The 1,718-nt window shown below is 43.3% G+C and carries 2 protein-coding genes; both read left to right on the top strand.

The window, feature by feature from the left end; all coding sequences use genetic code 11:
• Nucleotides 1-1,006 (top strand): Mu transposase domain-containing protein (locus BMZ71_RS14535; RefSeq protein ID WP_086990821.1); only part of this gene is annotated, 1,006 nt, incomplete at its 5' end.
• A partial coding sequence (istB, locus tag BMZ71_RS14530; protein WP_093234189.1) for an IS21-like element helper ATPase IstB occupies nt 1,003-1,718 on the top strand: 716 nt, incomplete at its 3' end. The genes BMZ71_RS14535 and istB, both read left to right, overlap by 4 nt.

The raw sequence follows: 1,718 nt of genomic DNA, 5'->3' as shown, positions 1-1,718 counted from the left end.
CATGGATCTCAACGCCTGGATTGGTGCACACAACCGTGCTTTTGAATACTTTGGAGGAAGCACGCAGATTGTTGTTCCGGATAATCTTAAAACCTCCGTGACCCGCCATACGCTGAAGGAACTCGTGTTGAATCCGACATACCGTGAAATGTGTGATCATTATGGGACTTTATGCATGCCAGCAAGGGTCAGGGCCCCGCGCGACAAAGCATCTGTTGAAGGCTCTGTCAGCACCATATCGACATGGATAATTGCGGCCTTGCGAAACGAACATTGTTTTACTCTGACTGACTTGAATCAAAAAATCAGCCTGAAGCTCGAAGAATTCAATCATAGAGACTTCTCGAAAAAGAAAGGCACTCGCTTTACAGCGTTTGAAGAAGAGGAGAAATTCGCACTTTCCCCTCTACCAGCAAAACCATACAAAATGGCCGAGTGGAGAACCGCTAAAGTACGCCTGGATTATCATATCAGTATTGGAAATATGTTTTATTCCGTCCCATATGAATACATCGGCAAAAACGTCGATGTACGTGTTTCTGAGCATCTCATCGAGGTCTTCTTCAAACAAATGCGAGTAGCTACGCACTCCCGATTATATGGGAAATTCGGTCAGTTATCCACCAGTAAAGACCACATGCCTGACAACCACAAACTGTATGTCGAGCAAACGCCGGAAAACGCCTTACAATGGGCAGAAACGATCGGAGAGAACACCTTGCGCCTCATTCAATATCTTTTAGATACCTATCAGGTTGAGCGCAAGGCACTCTCGTCTATTTTTTCTTTAAAAAATAGTTCCCGCCGTTATACCAAGTACGAGATCGAAAGAGCGTGCAAGGAAATCTTGAATGTCACCCAGCGACCGACGGTCAAATTAGTTCAAAATCAACTGAAAGCAAATAAGAAAAAAGATGCCGAGCAAGCACTGGAAAAACCATCCAAGTCTCAGGATGATTTCGGATTTACACGCGGCTCAGATTATTGGGGAGGAAAAGGACAATGAACGAACAAACAATAAGCAAAATGATTTCAATGAAATTATCAGGGATGGTAGAAGGATACCAGCATCAAGAGAGTTCGCCGGAGTTCAAAAAAATGAGTTTTGAAGAAAGATTCCAGCTGTTGATTGATCATGAGTACGACAGACGCAAATCGAACACGTTAAAAAGATTGATCAAGAGCGCTAACTTTCAAGATTCTCAGGCTTGCATTGAAGACATCGAATACCACGAGGACCGGAAATTAGAGAAGATGCGCATTTTGGAACTGTCCAGCTGCAATTACGTTCGCCAAACAAACAACATTATCATCAAAGGTCCAACTGGAGCTGGCAAAAGCTATATCGCACAAGCTTTTGGCATATCCGCTTGCCGCCAACACCATACAGTGAAGTATGTGCGCCTTCCGGAATTACTGGATGAACTGATGGTAGAGCAATATCGAAATGACGATTCTTACCGCAAAAGTATCAAGAAGATTTCCAAGGTCGACCTACTGATTCTTGACGAATGGCTTTTAATCGATATTTCGCCAGAACAGGCTGCACTCGTTCTTGAAATTGTGGAAATGAGATACAAGCTCAAATCGACTATTTTCTGTTCCCAGATTGATCCGCAAGGATGGCCTCAAAAGCTTGGGAATGGCACTGTAGCTGAAGCGATTATGGATCGAATTGTTCATAACTCTATTCAATTACTGATAGATGGAGAAATATC

It is taken from the genome of Trichococcus flocculiformis (assembly GCF_900113645.1).
In the GTDB taxonomy this organism is placed as follows: Bacteria; Bacillota; Bacilli; order Lactobacillales; family Aerococcaceae; genus Trichococcus; species Trichococcus flocculiformis.
Note: the sequence above shows the minus strand (reverse complement) of the source record. Positions and strands in the feature narration are given on the sequence as shown.